The organism is Roseateles sp. GW821-FHT09B06 (assembly GCF_059418245.1).
In genome coordinates this window covers 157594-178588 of sequence record NZ_JBWKPM010000004.1, presented here as the reverse complement: position 1 = coordinate 178588, position 20995 = coordinate 157594, and the positions used below count along the sequence as shown (strand labels likewise).

Genomic DNA, 20995 nt, shown 5'->3' with positions numbered 1-20995 from the left:
CCCCCGGGCGGCGTTGTCGTTTCAGGTTATACTTCGCGTTTTTCCGCCGCCAGAAAGTGCGCGCGCATGGTGCGCGCGTGGCTCCCGGCATTGAACTCCACAGGCGAGAGGTTTCCATGAAAGATGGCATTCACCCAAACTACCGCGACGTCGTGTTCGTGGACCAGTCCAACGGCTTCCAGTTCGTGACGCGTTCGACCGTCCAGACCAAGGAAAGCATCGAAATCGACGGCAAGACCATGCCGCTGGTGAAGCTGGAAACCACCAGCGAGTCGCATCCCTTCTACACCGGTACGCAGAAGAGCGTGGACAACCTCGGCGGCCGTGTCGAGAAGTTCCGCAACAAGTTCGCCCGTCTCGGCGGCGTCAAGAAGTAAGAAGAAGCGCAAAGCGATCGACAAAGGCAGCCTCGGCTGCCTTTTTTAATGCGCCCTGCGGCATGATCGCGAACCAGCAGAACCAAGAACAAAGACATCCGCGTGAATCTGCCCAATCCCGCCATCGTGCCCGAGCGCAGCGCCCAAGCGTTGCCGCGTCTGGCCTTGCTGCTGTTCTGCGCCGCCTATGTGCTGCCCGGCCTGTTCGGCCGTGATCCCTGGCGCAACGCCGATCTGAGCGCCTTCGGCTTCATGGCCAGCATCGCCCAAGGTCATGCGCCCTGGTGGCAGCCGGCCATCGCCGACGTGGCGGCCGAGGGCGGCCTGCTGCCCTACTGGGTGGGGGCGCTGGCGATCAAGGCCCTGCCCTTCCTGGATCCCGCGCTGGCGGCGCGCTTGCCCTTCGGTCTGGCGCTGGCGGGCGTACTGCTGCTGGTCTGGTACAGCTGCTTCCACCTGGCCCGCACCGATGCGGCCCAGCCGGTGGCCTTCGCCTTCGGCGGCGAGGCCCATGCGATCGACTATGCCCGCGCCCTGGCCGATGGCGCCGTGCTGGCCCTGGTGGCCTCGCTGGGCCTGCTGCTGCTGGGCCATGAAACCACGCCGGAGCTGATGCAGCTGCTGGCCTGCGCGCTGTTCCTCTACGGCCTGGCCGCTGCGCCCTACCGCGGCGCGAAGGCACGGTTCGCCACCCTGCTGGCCCTGCCGGTGCTGTCGGCCAGCGGAGCGCCGGCGGTGGCGCTGGCCCTGGGGCTGGGCGGCGCCCTGCTGTGCCGGCAGTCGACTTTCGAGCAGGTGCGCAAGCTCCTGCCCTGGGTCCTGGCCGCCACCGTGCTGAGCGCCCTGAGCGCCTGGGCCTTCAAGGGCTGGGCCTGGCGCATCGGCTTCGACGGCTATGTGCAGGAACCGCTGCGCGTCTTCAGCCTGCTGGCCTGGTTCTGCTGGCCGGCCTGGCCGATGGCGCTGTGGACCTTGTGGCGCTGGCGCCGGCATTGGCAGCATCGCCATGTCAGCGTGCCGCTGCTGGTCGTGATCGTGCCCCTGCTGACCTGCCTGCTGATGAATGCCTCCGACCGCGCCCTGCTGTTGACCCTGCCCGCGCTGGCGGTGCTGGCCAGCTTCGCCCTGCCGACCCTCAGGCGCGGCGTGGCCGCGGCGATGGACTGGTTCTCGGTGTTCTTCTTCAGCGCCGGCGCGCTCTTCATCTGGGTCTATTACGCGGCCATGCAGCTGGGCTGGCCCGCCAAGGCACTGGCCAATGTGCGCAAGCTGGCGCAGGGCTTCGAACCGAGCTTCCATCCGCTGGCGCTGGCGATGGCCTTGGCCGGCACGCTCGCTTGGCTGTTCCTGGTGCGCTGGCGCACCGCTCGCCATCAGCACGCGCTGTGGAAGAGCCTCGTGCTGCCGGCCGGCGGCGTGGCCCTGGTCTGGCTGCTGGGCCTGACCCTGTGGCTGCCGGTGCTGGACTACGCGCGCAGCAACCGTCCGCTGGTGGAACGCCTGAGCACCCATGTGCCGCGCGACGTGGCCTGCCTGGCCGCGCCGGACCAGCCCTTGTCGCTGCTGGCGGCGCTGGAGTTCCAGGGCGGCTGGAAGGTCGAGGGCCGCAAGAGCTTGCAGCAGACCAGCTGCCCCTACGCGCTGCTGAGCGGCGAGGTGCAGGCCCTGCCGGTGGTGCCGACGGGCTGGCAATTGGCCGGCATCGCACGGCGCCCCACCGACCGCGCCCAGCATTACCTGGTGCTGCGCCGCCCGGGCTGAGCGGGGTCAGCTCTCAGCTGCCAGCCGGCGCATTTCAGCGGCCGCTTGCCGGCATCGCCGCCTCGACGCCCACCTCGACCTCGCCGTTGCGGCCGCGCACGCGCACGGCCGGCAGCAGCAGGCGGAATTTCGAACCCTTGCCGAGCTCGCTCTGGATCTGCAGCTCGCCGCCGTGGCGCTGCACCACATGCTTGACGATGGACAGGCCGAGGCCGGTGCCACCGGTCTCGCGCGAGCGACTGCCGTCGACGCGATAGAAACGCTCGGTCAGGCGCGGCAGATGCTCGCGCGCGATGCCCGGGCCGGTGTCGCTGACGCTCAGCTCGCCGCCACCATCACCGAGCAGGCGCCACGCCACCTCGATCTCGCCGCCCTCCGGCGTGTAACGCACGGCATTGGTGACCAGATTGGCCACGGCACTGAGCAACTCCGATTCGACGCCGGCCAGCTCGATCTGGGTGTCCTGCTGCACGCGGATCTGGTGCCGGCCATTGGAAAGCGCCTGCGCGTCCGAGGCGATGCGCAGCAGCAGCGCATCCAGCGCCACCCAGCGGTCCGGCGCCGGCCGCGGACTGCCCTCCAGGGTGGCCAGGGTCAGCAGGTCCGAGACCAGGCCCAGCATGCGCTGGGTCTGCTGGTCCATCAGCTGCAGCACACGCTTGCGCTCGACCTCGGTCAACGGCAGGCTGCTCATGGTCTCGATGAAGCCGGTCAGCACGGTCAGCGGGGTGCGGATCTCGTGCGAGACATTGGCGACGAAGTCGCGCCGCATGGCCTCGGCGCGTTCACGCTCGGTGACGTCCAGGCTCAGCACCAGGCGCATGCCATCGCCGTAGGCACGCACCAGCACCGACAGCGTGGCGCGCCCGCGCGCATTCGCCAGCGTCAGCGGTTCGGTGTACTGGCCCGCCTGCAGATAGGCCACGAAGGCCGGGAAGCGGACCAGATTGGTGATGCGCTGGCGCAGGTCGCGGATCGGGTCCAGCGAGAAATGGTCGCCGGCGACGCGGTTGCACCAGACGATCTGGTCCTGCGCGTCCAGCATCAGCACGCCGTTGGGCGAGGCCTCGATGGCCGACAGGAACTGCTGCAGCTGCCCCTGCTCGCGGCTCAGCGCCCGGTCGCGCTCGCGGATCGTGCGCTCGATGCGGTAGCCCAGCTCGCCCCACAGGCCGGTATCGCGCGGTGCGCCGCCCTGCTGGTTGCCACGCAGCCACTGAATCAGCCGGTGACCGCGCACCGCATCCAGCAACACCAGGGCGCCGACGCCGCTGGCGGCCCCCAGCAGTTCGCCCAGCAGCGGCAGGCTGGACCAGCCGCCGGCCCAGTTGCCCACGAAGGTGCCCAGCGCCACCGCCAGCGCGGCGATCACGAGGCGCGGCACCAGCCAGTTCAGCGATTCAGCCACGCGGTTCAGTACCTCAGGCCGACAGGGCGCTGGCCTGCTGCGTCAGCCGGTAGCCGGCTCCGCGCACGGTCTCGATCATGCGCGCGCATTGCACGCGCTCCAGTGCCTCGCGCAGGCGCTTGACATGCACGTCCACCGTGCGCTCCTCGATGAAGACATGATCGCCCCAGACGCGGTCCAGCAGCTGCGAGCGGCTGTGCACGCGCTCGGGATGCGTCATGAAGAAATGCAGCAGGCGGAACTCGGTCGGACCCAGCTTGACCTCCACGCCCTCGCGGCTGACCCGGCGCGTGCCCGGATCCAGGCTCAGGCCACCGACCTCCACCACCGAATCCAGCGCCTCGGGCGCCTTGCGGCGCAGCACCGCGCGGATGCGGGCCAGCAGTTCGTTGGTCGAGAAGGGCTTGGTCAGGTAGTCGTCGGCGCCGGCATCCAGGCCGGAGACCTTGTCGCCCTCCTCGGCGCGGGCGGTCAGCATGATGATGGGCAGTTCCTTGGTGCGGGCCGCGCCGCGCCACTGACGCGCCAGCGCCAGGCCGGATTGGCCGGGCAGCATCCAGTCCAGCACCACCAGGTCGGGCAACACGCGATCCACCTCCAGCTGGGCCTGATCGGCCGTGTTGGCCAGGGTCACTTCGAAGCCGGCGTGACGCAGATTGATGGAGATCAGTTCGGCGATTGCCGATTCGTCTTCCACCACGAGAATTCGACTCATTCTTTGCTCCTGTGGAGTCTGTCAAGCGCTGGGCCGCTCCCTAGCCGACCCCTGCCGACCGCAAGACGCGGTTGGCACCCGGGTCGACCAGCTCGCGCACGCGAGCCTGGAGCCGCGGCCATCGATCCCTTCGGAGGGATCGGCCGATGTGCCCATCGGCCAGGGGGCAGCATCAGCGCACCATGGTCTCGACGGCTTCGGGCGTGTTGTGGCGCACGTCCGTCCCCTTGACCACATAGATGATGGCCTCGGCCAGGTTCTTCGCATGGTCGCCCACCCGCTCGATCGCCTTGGCGACGAACACCAGGTCGATCGACGAGGAGATGGTGCGCGGGTCTTCCATCATGTAGGTGATCAGCTTGCGCAGCAGGCCATCGAACTCCTTGTCGATCGCGTCGTCCTGCTTCAGCACCTCCAGGGCCCGCTCCACGTCCAGGCGGGCGAAGGCGTCCAGCGCCTTGCGCAGCTGGGCCACGGCCAGATCGGCCTCGAAGCTGAGATCGGACATCGGCAGACGCAGCCGGCTGGACACGCCCGCATTGATCAGGCGTTGCACGGTACGCGCCACGCGCGAGGCCTCGTCGCCGACGCGCTCCAGGTTGGCGATGGTCTTGGAGATGGCGATCAGCAGGCGCAGGTCGCGCGCGGTGGGTTGGCGGCGCGCGATGATGCTGTGCAGATCGCGGTCGATCTCGACCTCCATCGCATTGACGCGCTCCTCGGTCTGCAGCACGGTGTTGGCCTGTTCGCTGCTGAACTGCACCAGGGCCTCGACGGCCTGGGCCACCTGGGCCTCGACCATGCCGCCCATTTCCAGCACGCGGGTGGAGATGCCGCTCAGTTCGGCGTCGAACTGGGTGGAGAGATGCTTGTCGCTCATATGTCGTCTCCCTGGGCTCAGCCGAAGCGGCCCGTGATGTAGTCTTCCGTGTCCTTGCGCTTGGGCTTCATGAACAGCTCGGCCGTCGGGCCGAACTCGATCAGGTCCCCCAGGTACATATAGGCCGTGTAATCCGAGCAGCGCGCGGCCTGCTGCATGTTGTGGGTCACGATGGCCACCGTGTACTCGCTCTTGAGCTCATGGATCAGCTCCTCGATCTTGCCGGTGGAGATCGGATCCAGTGCCGAGCAGGGCTCGTCGAGCAGCAGGACCTCTGGCTTGATCGCGATACCGCGCGCGATGCACAGGCGCTGCTGCTGACCGCCGGAGAGGCCGGAACCGCTCTGGTTCAGCTTGTCCTTGACCTCGGTCCACAGCGCCGCCTTCTTCAGCGCCCATTCGACGCGCTCGTCCATCTCGACCCGCGGCAGGGTCTCGAACAGGCGCACGCCAAAGGCGATGTTGTCGTAGATCGACATCGGGAACGGGGTCGGCTTCTGGAACACCATGCCGATCTTGGCGCGGATCAGCGAGACATCCTCGCGGCTGGTCAGGATGTCCGAGCTGTCGAGCAGGATTTGCCCTTCGGCACGCTGCTCGGGGTAGAGCTCGAACATGCGGTTCAAGGTGCGCAGCAGGGTGGATTTGCCGCAGCCCGAGGGGCCGATGAAGGCCGTGACCTTGTTTTCCGGAATGTCCAGGTTGATGTTCTTGAGCGCGTGGAAATTGCCGTAATAGAAGTTCAGATTGCGCACCGAGAGCTTGGCTTTTTCGGTGACGGGCATGTCGACCTTGGCGTCCATGGTGGATCCCTTTTCTCTTAATGCTTGTTCTTGAACAGCACGCGCGCCAGGATGTTCAGCAGCAGCACGCCGATGGTGATGATGAAGACGCCCGCCCAGGCCAGCTTCTGCCAGTTCTCGTAGGGGCTCATCGCGAATTTGAAGATCGTGACCGGCAGGCTGGCCATCGGCTCGCCGAGATTGGCGGTCCAGAACTGATTGGACAATGCCGTGAACAGCAGCGGCGCGGTCTCGCCCGAGATGCGTGCCAGGGCCAGCAGGATGCCGGTCAGCACACCGGCGCGCGCCGACTTCAGGGTCACCGACAGGATTACCTTCCACTTCGGCGTACCCAGGGCATAGGCCGCCTCGCGCAGCGCGTTCGGGATCAGGCTCAGCATGTTCTCGGTGGTGCGGATCACCACCGGGATCACGATCAGTGCCAAGGCCAGGATGCCGGCGAAGCCCGAGAAGCTCTTCATCTTGGCCACCACGACCGCATAGATGAACAGGCCGACGACGATGGACGGTGCCGACAGCAGGATGTCGTTGATGAAGCGCACCGTGCTGCCCAGCCAGCCCTTCTGGCCATACTCCGCCAAGTAGACGCCGGCCAGCACGCCCACCGGCGTGCCGATGAAGGTGGCCAGCCCGACCATCACGGCCGAGCCGAAGATCGCATTGGCCAGACCGCCGGTCTCGGCCTGCGGCGGCGGCGTCATCTCGGTGAAAGTGGTCAGGGCCAGACCATCGACGCCCAATCGCACCGTCTCGAACAGGATCCACAGCAGCCAGAACACGCCGAAGGCCATGGCCGCCAGCGACAGGGCCAGGGCCACCGTGTTGACCCGCTTGCGCTTGGCATGCATGGCCGCGCGCTTGGCATCCATCACGGAGATATTCATGAACGCGCTCCCTCGTTCTTCTTGAGCTTGTTGAGCAGCAGCTTGGAGCAGGACAGCACCACGAAGGTGATGAAGAACAGCACCAGGCCCAGATAGATCAGCGAGGCCTGGTGCAGGCCCTCGCCGGCCTCGGCGAACTCATTGGCCAGCGCCGAGGTGATGCTGTTCGCAGCCTCGAACACCGACAGCGAGTTCAGCTGGTTCATATTGCCGATCACGAAGGTGACCGCCATGGTCTCGCCCAGGGCGCGCCCCAGGCCCAGCATCACGCCGCCGACCACGCCGGTCTTGGTGTAGGGCAGCACCACCTTCCAGACCACCTCCCAGGTAGTGGAACCCAGGCCATAGGCCGATTCCTTCAGCATCGGCGGCGTGACCTCGAACACGTCACGCATCACCGAGGCGATGAAGGGGATGATCATGATGGCCAGGATGATGCCGGCCGACAGGATGCCGATGCCCACCGGCGGCCCCGACACCAGGGCACCCAGGAAGGGCACGCCCGACAGCAGGCTCTGCAGCGGCTGCTGCACGAAGGTGGCGAGGATGGGGCCGAACACCAGCAGGCCCCACATGCCGTAGACGATCGAGGGCACGGCGGCCAGCAGTTCCACCGCGATGCCCAGCGGCCGCTTCAGCCAGTTGGGCGACAGTTCGGTCAGAAACAACGCGATGCCGAAGCTCACCGGCACCGCAATCAGCAGCGCGATGAAGGAAGTCATCAGCGTGCCGTAGATCATCACCAGGCCGCCGAACTTCTCCTGCACCGGATCCCAGTCGCTGGTCCACAGGAAGGACAGGCCGAAATGCTTGATGGCCGGCGCCGCGCCAATCAGCAGCGAGACGATGATGCCGGCCAGCAGGGCCAAAGTCAGCCAGGCCGCGCCATGGGCCAGGAAAGAGAACACAGCATCGGCCCAAGGGGCGACCTTGCGGCGCGCAGGCGGGCCGCCCTGGGGTTGGACGCGCTCCAGCGGGCGGTCCGGTTCGTAGCTGTTGGCGGGAAGTATGGCGGCCACGGAGGCTCCTTACGGGTCGTGCGAGTGGGGTGGCTAGATTCGACAACAGCCCGGCAGGCTGAATCAGACTGCCGGGCTGCCGAATTTCGAGCAGCGGTCAACCCAGAGAGGTTTACTTGTAGGCGATGGCCTTGCCTGCGCCGTCCTTCAGATTGTCGGCCCACTGCTTGCGGATCAGGTCCTTGACCGCGGTCGGCAGCGGCACATAGTCCAGATCATCGGCCATCTTGTCGCCGGTGGCATAGGCCCAGTCGAAGAACTTCAGGGTGGCCACTGCGCTGGCGGGCTTTTCCTGGTTCTTGTGCATCAGGATGAAGGTGGCACCGGTGATGGGCCAGCTGTCCTTGCCAGGCTGCTCGGTCAGCACCTGATAGAAGCTCTTGTTCCACTCGGCACCGGCGGCGGCGGCCTTGAAGGCGCTGTCGTCGGGGTTGACGAAGGCACCGGCCTGGTTCTTCATCTGCACATGGGACATCTTGTTCTGCTTGGCATAGGCGTACTCGACGTAGCCGATCGAGTTCGGCAGACGGGTCACGAAGGCCGACACGCCTTCATTGCCCTTGCCACCCGCGCCGGTCGGCCAGTTGACGGCCGTGCCCTCGCCCACCTTGCTCTTCCACTCGGCGTTGACCTTGGAGAGGTAGTTGGTGAACAGGAAGCTGGTGCCCGAACCGTCGGCGCGGCGCACCACGGCGATCGCGGCGTCCGGCAGCGGCACGCCGGGATTCAGCGCCGTCACGGCCGCGTCGTTCCACTTGGTGATCTTGCCCAGGTAGATGTCGCCCAGCACCTGGCCGGTCATCTTGATCTGCCCCGGGGTGATGCCCTTGATATTGACCACCGGCACCACGCCGCCGATCACGGTGGGGAACTGGATCATGCCGTCCTTGGCCAGCTCGTCATCCTTCAGCGGCGCATCCGAGGCGCCAAAGTCCACCGTCTTGGCCTTGATCTGACGGATGCCGGCGCCGGAACCGACCGACTGATAGTTGATGCGGGCACCGGTGGCCTTGTTGTAGGCATCGGCCCACTTGGCGTAGACCGGCGCGGGGAAAGAGGCGCCGGCACCGGTCACGTCCTGTGCCAGGGCCAGCGGCGCGACGGCCACGCCGGCCGCAAAGACAAAACCCTTGCTCAGTTGCATGAAATTCATAGCAGCCCTATCGAAGTGCTTGGTTGACGATGACCGTCATCCTATGAAGCCAATATGACAGGCCCGTGACTGAATTGGCGCCAGGATCCGATCCCACCAGAATTGTCACATTCGATTCATGGAGTTGTCATGTACCCCGCCTAGAGTCGCCGCCCAGGGCCCCCGCCCACCCGACCGGAGACCACAAACCCATGAACAAACCCTCGCAATTCCTGGCCCTGGCCGCCGTGGCCCTGGGCCTCGTGGCCTGCGCCAGCACGCCCGCCCCGGCTCCGCTGGCCGACACCCTGGGCCGCGACCCGCAGCTCAGCACCTTCAACCGCCTGGTCGAACAGGCGGGCCTGAAGGACAGCCTGCGCGCCGCCGGCCCGCTGACCGTGTTCGCCCCCAGCGACGAGGCTTTCAAGGCCGTGCCGGCCAAGACCATGGACGCGCTGGCCAAGGATCCCGCCCAGCTGAAGGCCATGCTGAGCTACCACATCGTGGTGGCCGGCAAGCTGGCCAGCACCGAACTGAAGAACGGCAATGCCAAGACCCTGCAGGGCGGCGACGTGGCCCTGGCCAAGGCCGGCAGTTTCGTCACCGTGGAAGACGCCATGGTGCAGCAGGCCGACATCACGGCCACCAATGGCGTGGCCCATGTGATCGACCGCGTGCTGATGCCCCCGAAGAAGTAAAGCTCGAACCACAGTAAAAAGCCACCGGGCGCGAGCCGCGGTGGCTTTGTCTTTTGGGGACCGGCGAGGCTCAGGCCTTGACGGCGTCCACCAGGCGCTGGGCGCATTGCTGGGCCAAGCCGGCGTCGCTGGCTTCCACCATCACGCGCAGCAGCGGCTCGGTGCCGGAGGCTCGGATCAGCACCCGGCCCTTGGCACCCAGATCGGCCGTCACTTCGGCCTGCTCCCGCGCCAGGCGGGCATTGCCCTTCCAGTCCTGCCCAGGCTGCAGACGCACATTGATCAGGGTCTGCGGGAACAGGTCCACGCCGGCCAGCAACTCGGCCAGGCTCTTGCCGGTGCGGCAGACCGCCTGCAGCACCAGCAGGGCGCTGACAATGCCGTCGCCGGTGGTGTGCTTGTCCAGCGCCAGCAGATGGCCCGAGCCCTCGCCACCCAGCTGCCAGCCGCGTGCGGCCAGTTCCTCCAGCACATAGCGGTCGCCCACCTTGGCGCGCACGAAGTCCACATCGCGCGCCTTCAGGGCCAGTTCCACCGCCATATTGGTCATCAAGGTGCCGACGGCGCCGGGCACGCGCTGCCCCTGAGTCAGGCGGTCGGCCACCATCACATAGAGCAGCTCGTCGCCGTTGTAGAGGCGCCCCTGGGCGTCGACCAGCTGCAGCCGGTCGGCATCGCCATCCAGCGCCACGCCGTAATGCGCACCATGATCCTTGACGGCCTGGATCAGCGCAGCCGGTGCGGTGGCACCAAAACCGGCGTTGATGTTGAAACCGTCAGGGCTGCAGCCGATGGCCACCACCTCGGCTCCCAGTTCGTGGAACACGTCCGGCGCCACGTTGTAGGCCGCTCCATGGGCGGCATCGACGACGATCTTCAGTCCGCGCAGGGTGAGGTCGGAGCCAAAGCTGTTCTTGCAGAACTCGATATAGCGACCACGTGCATCCTCGATGCGGCGCGCCCGCCCGAGGCTGGCCGAGTCCACCCAAGAAGGCTCGTCGGCCAGGGCCTGCTCCACCGCCAGCTCCCAGGCATCGGACAGCTTCTCGCCCTTGGACGAGAAGAACTTGATGCCGTTGTCGGCGAAGGGGTTGTGCGAGGCGCTTATCACGACACCCAGCTGCTGGCGCAGCGCACGGGTCAGATAGGCCACCCCGGGGGTAGGCAGCGGGCCGGTCAGTCGCACGTCGACGCCCGCCGACGCAAAGCCCGCCTCCAGCGAGGACTCGAGCATGTAGCCGGAGATGCGCGTGTCCTTGCCGATCAGCACGCTGGGGCGGTCCATCTCCTTGCGCAGCACGCGCCCGACCGCATGGCCCAGGCGCAGCATGAAGTCCGGCGTGATCGGCGCCTGGCCGACGGTGCCGCGGATACCGTCGGTTCCGAAATAGGTACGGCTCATCGCGAGCAGCCTCCTGATGTTTATCTAATGCCCGCTATTGTCCGCTACGCCGGGGCCGCCGGCCGCGGCCCAGACCTTCAGCGCGTCCACCGTTGCCGCGACATCATGCACACGCAGCACGCGCGCACCATGTGCTACGGCCGCCAGCGCCGCCGCCAGGCTGGCGGCCAGGCGTTCGTCCACCGCGCGGCCGGTCAGGTCGCCCAGGGTGCGCTTGCGCGACCAGCCGACCAGCAGCGGATAGCCCAGCGCCAGCAGTTTGCGCTGGTGGCGCAGCAGCTCCCAGTTCTGCTCGGCGGTCTTGGCAAAGCCATAGCCGGGATCCAGCGTGATGCGCGTGGCCGCAATGCCGGCCGCGCGGGCGGCATCGGCGCGCGCAGCCAGATGGGCGCTGACCTCACCGACCAGATCGCCATAGTCGGTCAGGCCCTGCATCGTGTCCGGCTCGCCGCGCATGTGCATCAGGCAAATGCCGGCATAGGGCTGGGCCGCCAGCAACTCCAGCGCGCCCGATGCGCTGAGCGCCTGCACGTCGTTGATGATGTCGGCACCGAGGTCCAGCGCCCGGCGCATCACATCGACTCGGCGCGTGTCCACCGAGACCGGCACGCCCATGCTCAGCGCGGCCCGCAGCACCGGCGCAATGCGCAGCCATTCCGTATCTGGCGTGACCGTCTGCGAGCCCGGGCGCGTCGACTCGCCGCCAATGTCCAGGATATCGACGCCCTCACCCAGCAGCCGCTCGCAATGGTCGATCGCCGCCGTCGTCTCGCCATGCCGGCCGCCCTCCGAGAAGGAATCGGGCGTGACATTGACGATGCCCATCACCCGGGGGCGGCTCAGATCGATCGCGAAGCGGGTGGTCTGCCAATACATCTCGGCGGCTCAAGGAAAGCAAAACGAAAACGGGGCCCGTCCTTGCCAGACAGGCCCCGTCGCGAAGGCGAGAGGATCAGGCCGCGGCAGGTGCGCCGTCGGCGCTGACCGCCGGCGTGCCACCACCGTCCGGCCTGCCGCCGGAAGGCGGTGTCCAGTCCTTGGGCGGACGCGGCGGCTTGCCGGCCATGATGTCGTCGATCTGTTCCGTGTCGATGGTTTCCCATTCCAGCAGGGCGGTCGCCATCGCGTGCATCTTGTCCTGGTTGTCCTCGATCAGCTTGCGGGCAATGCCGTATTGCTCGTCGATGATGCGACGGATCACCTCGTCGACCTTGCGCATGGTCTCTTCGGACATGCTGGTGGTCTTGGTCACCGAGCGGCCCAGGAACACTTCGCCCTCGTTCTCGGCGTAGACCATCGGGCCCAACTCGTCGGTCATGCCGTAGCGGGTCACCATGTCGCGAGCAATCGCGGTGGCGCGCTCGAAGTCATTGCTGGCGCCGGTGGTCATCTGGTGCATGAACACTTCCTCGGCGATGCGGCCGCCGAACAACACCGAGATGGTCGAGAGCATGCGCTCCTTGTCGAGGCTGTAACGGTCGCCTTCCGGCAACTGCATGGTCACGCCCAGGGCGCGGCCGCGCGGGATCACCGTGACCTTGTGGACCGGATCGGTCTTGGGCATCAGGCGCGCGACGAGCGCATGGCCGGCCTCGTGATAGGCGGTGTTCTTGCGCTCTTCCTCGGGCATGACCATGGACTTGCGCTCGGGGCCCATCATGATCTTGTCCTTGGCCTTCTCGAAGTCGACCATCTCGACCACGCGGCCGCTGCGGCGCGCGGCGAACAGGGCGGCCTCGTTGACCAGATTGGCCAGATCGGCACCGGAGAAGCCCGGGGTACCGCGCGCCAGGATGTCGGCGCGGATGTCCTGGCCGACCGGCACCTTGCGCATATGCACATTCAGAATCTGCTCGCGACCACGCACGTCCGGCAGGGTCACATAGACCTGGCGGTCGAAACGGCCGGGACGCAGCAGGGCAGGATCCAGGATGTCCGGACGGTTGGTCGCGGCCATCACGATGACGCCGAGATTGGTCTCGAAGCCGTCCATCTCGACCAGCATCTGGTTCAGCGTCTGCTCGCGCTCGTCATTGCCGCCGCCCAGGCCCGCGCCACGATGGCGACCGACGGCGTCGATTTCGTCGACGAAGATGATGCAGGGGGCGCTCTTCTTGGCCTGCTCGAACATGTCGCGCACGCGGGCCGCGCCGACGCCGACGAACATCTCGACGAAGTCGGAGCCCGAGATCGAGAAGAACGGCACCTTGGCTTCGCCGGCAATCGCCTTGGCCAGCAGGGTCTTGCCGGTGCCCGGAGGGCCGACCAGCAGCACGCCGCGCGGAATGCGGCCACCCAGCTTCTGGAATTTCTGCGGGTCCTTCAGGAAGTCGACCAGTTCCTTGACCTCTTCCTTGGCCTCGTCGCAACCGGCGACATCGGCGAAGGTGGTCGAGTTGTTGGCCTCGTCCAGCATGCGGGCCTTGGATTTGCCGAAGCTGAACGCCCCGCCCTTGCCGCCGCCCTGCATCTGGCGCATGAAGTAGACCCAGACACCGATCAGCAGCAGCATCGGGCCCCAGCTGACCAGCAGGCTCATCAGCAGCGAGGGTTCCTCGCGCTGCTTGACGTCGAACTTGACGCCGTTGTTGATCAGGTCGCCGACCAGGCCGCGGTCCAGATAGGTGGCCGTGCTGCGCAGACGCTTGTCGTCATTGGTGATGGCGATGATCTCGGTCCCGCCATTGCCTTCCTGCAGCGTGACCTGCTTGACACGCTTGGCGCGGACTTCCTCGAGGAAGTCGGAGTAACCGATCTGGTTGCCCTGAGTCGCGCCCCGATCAAACTGCTTGAAGACGGTGAACAGCACGAGGGCGATCACCATCCAAACAGCTACTTTCGAGAACCACTGATTGTTCACCGCGACTCCTTTGATTCCATTCAGCTGGACCGTACCAACGACGGCCCTTGCACGGCATATGGGGTTGATTCTATTGCAGTCAAGGCCGGCAACCGATTGGCTTTCCCATGCTCGGCGATAGAGATTGCCGGGCTGGCGCCCCTTACTTCAAACCAATACCGACCAGAAAGGTCTCGGAGGAGCGGTCGCGCGAGGCCTTGGGCTTGATGGCCTTGACCTTTTTGAAGCTCTTCTTGAAGGCATCGAGCAACTGGTTGTACCCGCTGCCGTGAAAGACCTTGGCCACCAGGGCACCTTCCGGCTTGAGGTGTTGCTGGGCGAAGTCGATGGCCAGTTCCACCAGGCCGGCGACGCGCGCGGCATCCACGCCCTCGATGCCCGAAAGATTGGGGGCCATGTCCGAAACCACAAGATCCACCGGCCGGCCGGCCAGGGCAGCCTCCAGCTGCCGCAGCACCGCCTCCTCCTGGAAGTCCCCCTGGATGAACTGCACGCCCTCGATCGGCTCGAAATCCAGCAGATCCAAGGCGATGATGGTGCCGTTCAGCGCGCCGACCGCCGCGCCGCCCACACCGGCCTCCTTGGGCGCGAAACGGCGCCGCAGATACTGGCTCCAGGCACCCGGCGAGGCGCCCAGATCGACGACCACCTGACCCGGATGGATCAGCCTCAATTCCTCGTCGATTTCCTTCAGCTTGTAGGCCGCACGGGCCCGAAAGCCTTCTTTCTGCGCCAGCTTTACATAGGGATCGTTGATGTGTCCATGCAGCCAAGCCTTGTTGACCTTCTTGCTTTTTGTCTGAATTTTCATCTTGCACCGATAATACGGCCATGCCTGCTATTCAACTGACCCCTGCCCAGCGCAAGGAAAAACGCTCCGACGCCCATCACCTGGACCCCGTGGTGATGATAGGCGGCGACGGCCTGACCCCCGCCGTCACCAAGGAGATCGACGCCGCCCTGAAGGCCCATGGCCTGATCAAGGTGCGCGTGTTCTCCGACGACCGCGCCGGCCGCGAAGGCATGCTGCAGATCCTGGCCGACCAGCTCGACGCCGCCCCCATCCAGCACATCGGCAAGCTGCTGGTGCTGTGGCGCCCCATCCCCGAGAAGGAAAAGGCCGAGCGCGAAGATGCCCGTCCGGGTCCGCGCGTCGTCAAGATCGTCAAGTTCTCGAAGAACGGCAATGGCCGCCCGCAGATCAAGAAGCTCAATGTGCTGGGCAACCAGCGTGTCGCCCAGGGCGGCGAGCTCAAGCGTGCCAAGAAGCGCCTGACCAGCGTCAAGAAGTCCGCCCGAGACTGAAAGCCCTCCCCCTACGGCCTGCGGCCGCCCCCTTCAAGGGGGCACGCCGGCCGACCGGCAGAGAGCCCGGATCAGCGGCGCCTGCTTGGGAATGCCCTGGCGACCCTCAACGACTGTTGGCAGTGCTGCGCCAGGCCAGCGCCAGCACCAGCAGAATCTTGAGCCCGAAGAAGGCGAACGAGATGGCGTGCAGCGCGCCGAACGACAAGCTCCCCTGCCCCGCCTTCGCGGCCGCCATCATCGGCTGCAGCGCGTGATAGCCCGCCACGGTGCACAGCATCGCGCCGGCTGGCAGCAGGAAATCCAGCGAAAAGGCCTTGCCGCCCAGGTCACGTGCCAGGCGTCGGGCCATCAACATCAGGACCAGTGCCGCGGCGAGGCTGGTATTGGCCTCCAGCGCGAACAGCCGGTTGACAAACACCCCGGCCTGGGCCCGCTCCAGCACCGCGAAAGCGCTGGGCGCCGCCGCGAAGGCCACACAAAGCAGAAAGCCGCCCCACAGGGCGGCCAGCATCGAGCGCAATCTGAACATCATCGAAGGCTCCTAGCAGCCCAACTCAGCGGAGCCCGTGGATCCGGCTCCGCCGGTCCACCGGGCTCGCCCCCTTGAGGGGGCCGGCGCAGCCGGTAGGGGGTGGTTCAAACGTAACGGACTTCGACGATTTCGTAACGCTTGATGCCTCCGGGAGCCTGCACCTCGGCCACATCGCCGGCCTCCTTGCCGATCAGCGCGCGCGCGATTGGCGAACTGATCGAGATCAGGCCCAGCTTCAGATCGGCCTCGTCGTCACCGACGATCTGGTAGGTCACCTCGGCGCCGCTGGCCTCCTCCTCCAGGTCCACCGTGGTGCCGAACACCACCTTGCCGCCGGCATCCACCGCGGCCGGGTCGATCACCTGGGCCGCAGCCAGCTTGCCCTCGATCTCCAGGATGCGGCCCTCGATGAAGCCCTGCTTGTCCTTGGCCGCCTCGTACTCGGCGTTCTCCGACAGGTCACCCTGGGCGCGAGCCTCGGCGATGGCGTGGATCACGGCGTGGCGCTCGACCGTCTTCAGTCGATGCAGTTCTTCCTTCAGCTTCTCGGCACCGCGCTTGGTCAGGGGGATCGTAGCCATGTTCTCACTCAAACCTTCAAGACAAAATGAATCCGCCGCCGCTCGGATCAATCCGAGCCGCGGCGGAATCTACGAGGCGGAGTTTAGTTCAGTTCGGCGTGCAGCTCTTGTAAGGATTGCACCAATAGCCCGTCCCGGTGCTTCATGCCCTCCACGGCAGCCTCGCAGCCGGCCATGGTCGTGTAGTAGGTCACCCGGTTGGCCAGGGCCGCCTGGCGGATATGGCGGCTGTCGGCAATGGCCGTGCGGGTCTCGTCCACGGTCGTGAACACCAGCTGGATCTCGCCGCCCTTGATCATGTCCACGATGTGCGGGCGACCGTCCTTGACCTTGTTGACCACGGTCACCGGCACGCCGGCCTCGGCGATGGCCGCCGCCGTGCCCTTGGTCGCCACGACGCCGAAGCCCAGCGCGACGAGGTCACGCGCCACTGCCACGGCACGCGCCTTGTCGCTGTTCTTCACCGTGATCAGCACCTTGCCTTGGCGCGGCAGGCGCGAGCCGGCGCCCAGCTGGCTCTTCAGCATCGCCTCGCCGAAGCTGCGGGCCGCCCCCATCACCTCGCCGGTCGAGCGCATCTCGGGGCTCAGGATCGGGTCGACGCCGGGGAACTTGTTGAAGGGGAAGACGGCTTCCTTGACGCTGAAGTAAGGCGGCACGACCTCGGCCGGCACCTTGCCCAGGCGATCCTGCTGCGCGGACAGCTTCTGGCCGGCCATGCAGCGCGCGGCGATCTTGGCCAGTTGCTGGCCGGTGGCCTTGCTGACGAAGGGCACGGTGCGCGAGGCGCGCGGGTTCACTTCCAGCACGTAGACGGTGGCCTTGTCCAGGCCGCCGGTCACATCGCCCTGGATCGCGAACTGCACATTCATCAGGCCCACGACCTTCAGGGCCTTGGCCATGGCCGCGGTCTGGCGACGCAGTTCGTCCTGCAGCTCGGCCGACAGCGTGTAGGGCGGCAGCGAGCAGGCCGAGTCGCCGCTGTGGATGCCGGCCGCCTCGATATGCTCCATGATGCCGCCGATCATCACCGACTCGCCGTCGCTGATGCAGTCGGCATCGACCTCGACCGCATCCTCCAGGAAACGGTCCAGCAGCACCGGCGACTTCTCGGAGACGCGCACCGCTTCGCGCATATAGCGCTCCAGGTCCTTGTCGCCATGCACGATCTCCATCGCGCGGCCGCCCAGCACATAGCTGGGGCGCACGACCAGCGGATAGCCGATCTCGTTGGCCAGGGCGACGGCCTGCTCCTCGGTGCGCGCGGTGCGGTTCGGCGGCTGCTTCAGACCCAGCTCGTGCAGCAGCTTCTGGAAGCGCTCGCGGTCCTCGGCCATGTCGATCGAGTCCGGGCTGGTGCCGATGATGGGCACGCCGTTGGCCTCCAGGTCCAGCGCCAGCTTCAGCGGGGTCTGGCCGCCGTACTGCACGATCACGCCGACCGGACGCTCCTTCTCGACGATCTCGAGCACGTCTTCCAGGGTCACCGGCTCGAAGTAGAGGCGGTCGCTGGTGTCATAGTCGGTCGAGACGGTTTCGGGATTGCAGTTGACCATGATGGTCTCGTAGCCGTCCTCGCGCATCGCCAGCGCCGCGTGCACGCAGCAGTAGTCGAACTCGATGCCCTGGCCGATCCGGTTCGGGCCGCCGCCCAGCACCATGATCTTCTTCTTGGTCGTCGGCTCGGCCTCGCACTCCTCGTCGTAGGTGGAGTACATGTACGCCGTCTGGGTCGCGAACTCGGCCGCGCAGGTGTCCACGCGCTTGTAGACCGGGCGCACGCCCTGGGCGTGGCGGGCCTTGCGGACCTCGTGCTGGTTGGTGCCCAGCAGCTTGGCCAGACGCCGGTCCGAGAAGCCCTTCTTCTTCAGCAGGCGCAGCTCGTCGGTGGACAGCGTTGCCAGCTCGCGGCCGGCCAGCGACAGCTCGATCTTCACGATCTGCTCGATCTGGGCCAGGAACCAGGGGTCGATGGCCGTTTCCTCGAACACTTCCTGCATGCTCATGCCGATGCGGAAGGCGTCGGCCACGAACAAGATGCGCTCGGGGCCGGGCTCGCCGATCTCCTGCACGATCTCCTCGCGGTCGGTCGAACGCTCGCTCAGGCCGTCGATGCCGGTTTCCAGGCCGCGCAGCGCCTTCTGGAACGACTCCTGGAAGCTGCGCCCCATCGCCATCACCTCGCCCACCGACTTCATCTGCGTGGTCAGGCGCGAGTCGGCCATCGGGAACTTCTCGAAGGCGAAGCGCGGAATCTTGGTGACCACGTAGTCGATCGAGGGCTCGAAGGACGCCGGGGTCACGCCACCGGTGATGTCGTTGCGCAACTCGTCCAAGGTGTAGCCGACGGCCAGCTTGGCGGCGATCTTGGCGATCGGGAAGCCGGTGGCCTTGGAAGCCAGCGCCGAGGAGCGCGAGACGCGCGGATTCATCTCGATCACGACCATGCGGCCGTCCTTGGGGTTGATCGAGAACTGCACGTTCGAGCCGCCGGTGTCCACGCCGATCTCGCGCAGGATCGCGATCGAGGCGTTGCGCAGCAGCTGGTATTCCTTGTCGGTCAGGGTCTGCGCGGGAGCCACGGTGATCGAATCGCCGGTGTGCACGCCCATCGGGTCCAGGTTCTCGATCGAGCAGACGATGATGCAGTTGTCGGCGCGGTCGCGCACGACTTCCATCTCGTACTCCTTCCAGCCGATCAGGCTTTCCTCGATCAGCAGTTCGTTGGTCGGCGAGAGGTCCAGACCGCGCTTGCAGATCTCCTCGAACTCCTCCGGGTTGTAGGCGATGCCGCCGCCGGTGCCGCCCAGCGTGAAGCTGGGGCGGATCACCATCGGGAAGCCCGAATGACCGGTACCGGCGCCGATGTCGGCCTGGATGCGCCTTTGCACGCTCCAGGCCTCTTCCAGCGAATGCGCGATGCCGGACTTGGCCGAGCCCAGGCCGATCTTGGTCATCGCGTCCTTGAACTTCAGGCGGTCCTCGGCCTTCTCGATCGCCTTTTCATTGGCGCCGATCATCTCGACCTTGTACTTGTCCAGCACGCCATGCTTGTGCAGATCCAGCGCGCAGTTCAACGCGGTCTGACCGCCCATGGTGGGCAGGATGGCGTCGGGCCGCTCCTTGGCGATGATCTTCTCGACCACCTGCCAGGTGATGGGCTCGATATAGGTGACGTCCGCGGTATCCGGGTCCGTCATGATGGTCGCCGGATTGCTGTTGACCAGGATGACCTTGTAACCCTCTTCGCGCAGGGCCTTGCAGGCCTGGGCGCCGGAATAGTCGAACTCGCAGGCCTGGCCGATGATGATGGGGCCGGCGCCGATGATCAGGATGCTTTTGAGGTCGGAACGTTTAGGCATTGCGTGTCTCCATCAGGCCTTGGCCATCAGACCGATGAAGCGGTCGAACAGGTAGGAAATATCGTGCGGACCGGGGCTGGCCTCCGGGTGCCCCTGGAAGCAGAAGGCCGGCTTGTCGGTGCGCGCCAGGCCTTGCAGCGTGCCGTCGAACAGGCTGATGTGCGTGGGGCGCAGATTGGCGGGCAGCGAATCGGCATCGACCGCGAAACCGTGGTTCTGGCTGGTGATCGAGACGCGACCGTTGTCCAGGTCCTTGACCGGGTGGTTCGCGCCATGATGGCCGAACTTCATCTTGAAGGTCTTAGCGCCCGAGGCCAGGGCCATGATCTGGTGACCCAGGCAGATGCCGAAGGTCGGGATGCCCGACTCGATCAGTTGGGCGACCGCCTTGATCGCGTAGTCGCAGGGCTCCGGATCGCCGGGGCCGTTGGACAGGAACACGCCATCCGGCTCCATGTCGAAGACCTCGGAGGCCGGCGTTTGCGCCGGCACCACGGTGATTTTGCAACCGCGCGAAGCCAGCATGCGCAGGATGTTGCTCTTGACGCCGAAGTCGTAGGCCACGACGTGGAACTTCGGCGCCGCCTGCTCGCCATAGCCCTTGCCCAGGGTCCACTCGGTCTGGGTCCAGGTCTCGCGCGCCGTGCGGCTCACCACCTTGGCCAGGTCCAGGCCGGCCATGCTGGGCGCAGCCTTGGCGCGGGCGATCGCGTCGGCGATATGCGCGTCGGTGATCTGCTCACCGGCGGCCAGCGCCAGGATGCAGCCGTTCTGCGCGCCGGTGCTGCGCAGCACGCGGGTCAGGCGGCGCGTGTCGATGTCGGCAATCGCCACCGTGCCCTCGTCGCGCAGGTACTGCTGCAGCGTGCGCGTCTGGCGGAAGTTGGATTCAAGGATCGGCGGCTCCTTGATGATCAGACCTGCGGCATGGATCTTCGAGGCCTCGATGTCCTCCTCGTTGACGCCGTAGTTGCCGATGTGCGGATACGTCAGCGTGACGATCTGCCGGCAGTAGCTGGGGTCGGTGAGGATTTCCTGGTAGCCGGTCAGCGCGGTGTTGAACACCACTTCGCCGACCGCGTGGCCGGCAGCGCCGAAGGCGATGCCTTTGAAGACCGTGCCGTCTGCCAGGGCGAGGATCGCTGGGGGGGAGGAAAGCAGATCGGGCAGCACGGGAAGCTCCGTTATTGTGCGCGCGCCCAGCTCTGCTCCTTGTTCGCTGCAACACGCTGCATTGGCGGTTGCGGGAGCCTGAGTCCGGTGATGGAAACGG

19 protein-coding genes are annotated in these 20995 nt (G+C 66.3%); 4 read left to right on the top strand and 15 right to left on the bottom strand.

Going from position 1 to position 20995, the window contains the following annotated elements; translation table 11 throughout:
- The first annotated feature begins 116 nt into the window (after positions 1-116).
- Together AC07OQ_RS05590 and AC07OQ_RS05585 are read left to right on the top strand one after the other, a co-directional pair.
- On the top strand, positions 117-377 hold the full coding sequence (locus AC07OQ_RS05590; RefSeq protein ID WP_495052102.1) for a type B 50S ribosomal protein L31: 261 nt from the start codon (positions 117-119) through the stop codon (positions 375-377).
- 102 nt (positions 378-479) lie between these two features.
- Positions 480-2138: a hypothetical protein gene (locus AC07OQ_RS05585; protein ID WP_495052101.1), complete on the top strand. Its 1659-nt coding sequence runs from the start codon at positions 480-482 to the stop codon at positions 2136-2138.
- A gap of 34 nt (positions 2139-2172) precedes the next feature.
- On the opposite strand, the gene phoR is transcribed toward AC07OQ_RS05585, so the two are convergent.
- From phoR to pstS, 7 genes are all read right to left on the bottom strand, one after another.
- Entirely contained in the window at positions 2173-3534 is a 1362-nt protein-coding gene (gene phoR, locus AC07OQ_RS05580) for a phosphate regulon sensor histidine kinase PhoR (protein ID WP_495052179.1), read from the bottom strand.
- A 25-nt stretch (positions 3535-3559) separates the two neighbouring features.
- Entirely contained in the window at positions 3560-4261 is a 702-nt protein-coding gene (gene phoB, locus AC07OQ_RS05575; RefSeq protein ID WP_495052100.1) for a phosphate regulon transcriptional regulator PhoB, read from the bottom strand.
- 172 nt (positions 4262-4433) lie between these two features.
- Entirely contained in the window at positions 4434-5141 is a 708-nt protein-coding gene (gene phoU, locus AC07OQ_RS05570) for a phosphate signaling complex protein PhoU (protein WP_495052099.1), read from the bottom strand.
- Between the two features lie 17 nt (positions 5142-5158).
- On the bottom strand, positions 5159-5944 hold the full coding sequence (gene pstB, locus AC07OQ_RS05565) for a phosphate ABC transporter ATP-binding protein PstB (protein ID WP_495052098.1): 786 nt from the start codon (positions 5942-5944) through the stop codon (positions 5159-5161).
- A 17-nt stretch (positions 5945-5961) separates the two neighbouring features.
- On the bottom strand, positions 5962-6828 hold the full coding sequence (gene pstA / locus AC07OQ_RS05560; RefSeq protein WP_495052097.1) for a phosphate ABC transporter permease PstA: 867 nt from the start codon (positions 6826-6828) through the stop codon (positions 5962-5964).
- Complete coding sequence (pstC, locus tag AC07OQ_RS05555; protein ID WP_495052178.1) at positions 6825-7838, bottom strand: phosphate ABC transporter permease PstC; 1014 nt, start codon at positions 7836-7838, stop codon at positions 6825-6827. The genes pstA and pstC overlap by 4 nt, the downstream gene beginning before the upstream one ends.
- 121 nt (positions 7839-7959) lie before the next feature.
- A complete protein-coding gene (pstS, locus tag AC07OQ_RS05550) occupies positions 7960-8991 on the bottom strand; it encodes a phosphate ABC transporter substrate-binding protein PstS (RefSeq protein ID WP_495052096.1) in 1032 nt (343 codons plus the stop codon).
- Positions 8992-9191: 200 nt separating this feature from the next.
- On the opposite strand from pstS, the gene AC07OQ_RS05545 reads away from it, so the two are divergent.
- A complete protein-coding gene (locus AC07OQ_RS05545; protein ID WP_495052095.1) occupies positions 9192-9677 on the top strand; it encodes a fasciclin domain-containing protein in 486 nt (161 codons plus the stop codon).
- A gap of 70 nt (positions 9678-9747) precedes the next feature.
- On the opposite strand, the gene glmM is transcribed toward AC07OQ_RS05545, so the two are convergent.
- The 4 genes from glmM to AC07OQ_RS05525 all read right to left on the bottom strand — a co-directional run bounded on the left by glmM (position 9748) and on the right by AC07OQ_RS05525 (position 14750).
- Positions 9748-11079, bottom strand: coding sequence for a phosphoglucosamine mutase (glmM, locus tag AC07OQ_RS05540; protein WP_495052094.1), 1332 nt, complete (start codon positions 11077-11079; stop codon positions 9748-9750).
- A gap of 24 nt (positions 11080-11103) precedes the next feature.
- The gene (gene folP / locus AC07OQ_RS05535) at positions 11104-11955 is read right to left on the bottom strand and encodes a dihydropteroate synthase (RefSeq protein ID WP_495052093.1); all 852 of its coding nucleotides are present in this window, start codon (positions 11953-11955) and stop codon (positions 11104-11106) included.
- A gap of 76 nt (positions 11956-12031) precedes the next feature.
- Positions 12032-13939: an ATP-dependent zinc metalloprotease FtsH gene (ftsH, locus tag AC07OQ_RS05530; RefSeq protein WP_495052092.1), complete on the bottom strand. Its 1908-nt coding sequence runs from the start codon at positions 13937-13939 to the stop codon at positions 12032-12034.
- A 142-nt stretch (positions 13940-14081) separates the two neighbouring features.
- Positions 14082-14750: an RlmE family RNA methyltransferase gene (locus tag AC07OQ_RS05525; protein ID WP_495052091.1), complete on the bottom strand. Its 669-nt coding sequence runs from the start codon at positions 14748-14750 to the stop codon at positions 14082-14084.
- A 20-nt stretch (positions 14751-14770) separates the two neighbouring features.
- Between AC07OQ_RS05525 and AC07OQ_RS05520 the strand changes: the two genes are divergently transcribed.
- Positions 14771-15244, top strand: a complete 474-nt coding sequence (locus AC07OQ_RS05520; RefSeq protein ID WP_495052090.1) for a YhbY family RNA-binding protein — start codon at positions 14771-14773, stop codon at positions 15242-15244.
- A gap of 106 nt (positions 15245-15350) precedes the next feature.
- Here the strand turns inward: AC07OQ_RS05520 and AC07OQ_RS05515 are convergent, their stop codons facing one another.
- The 4 genes from AC07OQ_RS05515 to carA all read right to left on the bottom strand — a co-directional run bounded on the left by AC07OQ_RS05515 (position 15351) and on the right by carA (position 20895).
- Positions 15351-15758, bottom strand: a complete 408-nt coding sequence (locus AC07OQ_RS05515) for a DUF4149 domain-containing protein (protein WP_495052089.1) — start codon at positions 15756-15758, stop codon at positions 15351-15353.
- Between the two features lie 125 nt (positions 15759-15883).
- Positions 15884-16360: a transcription elongation factor GreA gene (gene greA, locus AC07OQ_RS05510; RefSeq protein WP_495052088.1), complete on the bottom strand. Its 477-nt coding sequence runs from the start codon at positions 16358-16360 to the stop codon at positions 15884-15886.
- 83 nt (positions 16361-16443) lie between these two features.
- Positions 16444-19722: a carbamoyl-phosphate synthase large subunit gene (gene carB / locus AC07OQ_RS05505; protein WP_495052087.1), complete on the bottom strand. Its 3279-nt coding sequence runs from the start codon at positions 19720-19722 to the stop codon at positions 16444-16446.
- A gap of 12 nt (positions 19723-19734) precedes the next feature.
- The gene (gene carA, locus AC07OQ_RS05500) at positions 19735-20895 is read right to left on the bottom strand and encodes a glutamine-hydrolyzing carbamoyl-phosphate synthase small subunit (protein ID WP_495052086.1); all 1161 of its coding nucleotides are present in this window, start codon (positions 20893-20895) and stop codon (positions 19735-19737) included.
- Positions 20896-20995: the final 100 nt, after the last annotated feature.